Origin of the sequence: Clostridium tarantellae (genome assembly GCF_009295725.1) — a bacterium.
GTDB classification, from domain to species: Bacteria; Bacillota; Clostridia; order Clostridiales; family Clostridiaceae; genus Sarcina; species Sarcina tarantellae.
The window spans coordinates 1-1020 of record NZ_WHJC01000541.1 but is presented as its reverse complement, the minus strand read 5'-3'; the positions used below and the strand labels follow the sequence as shown (position 1 = coordinate 1020).

General features: G+C 20.2%; 2 protein-coding genes. Both read left to right on the top strand.

The window, feature by feature from the left end; translation table 11 throughout:
• Positions 1-792 (top strand): glycosyltransferase (locus GBZ86_RS16205; RefSeq protein ID WP_152892379.1); only part of this gene is annotated, 792 nt, incomplete at its 5' end.
• A 28-nt stretch (positions 793-820) separates the two neighbouring features.
• On the top strand, positions 821-1020 hold a 200-nt coding region (locus GBZ86_RS18080), incomplete at its 3' end, for a hypothetical protein (protein WP_207707480.1).

Genomic DNA, 1020 nt, shown 5'->3' with positions numbered 1-1020 from the left:
GATTTACCACAATACATGAATACAACTAATAAAAGAAAAGTTATATATGATATTTTAAAAGATTTAGATATTAAAAGTATAAATAAATTATTAAAATACAGCGACAGTTTTGTCCTTTTAACTGAATATATGAAAGAAAAATTAAATTTAAGAGATAAACCCTATGTAGTTATTGAGGGAATATGTGAAATAGAAGCTAATATTAATACAAAGTGTTCAAATAATACTTTATTCAATAAAAATAAAAAAATTATTTTATATACAGGAACTTTAAATGAAAAGTATGGAGTAATTCATTTAGTAAATGCTTTTAAAAGTATAAAAAATTCAAATTATGAATTGGTATTTTGTGGTGATGGAGATTCAAAAAATAAAATTATAGAAGAAAGTAAAAAAGATAATAGAATAATTTTGAAAGGAATTTTACCTAGAGAAGAAATATTAAAAATACAAAAAGAAGCAACTGTATTAGTAAATCCAAGAAAAGATGATAATGAATTTTGTAAATATTCTTTTCCATCTAAACTGTTAGAATATCTTTATTCTGGAGTGCCTATTATTGCATATAAATTAAGAGGTATTACTAATGAGTATGATGATTATATTAACTACGTAGAAGGGGGCAGTGATGAGGCATTAAGAAATAAGATATTAGAAATATGTGAAAAAAAATATTATGAAAGAAAAAAAATTGCTGAAGAGGGTAGAAATTTTATTATAAAAAATAAAAGTTCTAAAGTTCAATGTGAAAAAATTTTAAATATGATAAATAGTTTGTTTTATTATATTTAATAATAGTTTTTAAAAAAAGGAGGTAAATATGAGTTTACTTTTAGACGATAAAAATAATAAATATTCAAATTTTTTAAAATTTAGTTTAATAGTATATATATCATTAAATTTTTTATCTATCTTTTCATTTTATATAGGGAAAATTTTTGGAGGAGAAATATTTTATATTATAAGCTATTTGCCAGTACTTATAATAGGACTAAAAATTATAATTCAATCTTTTTTTTC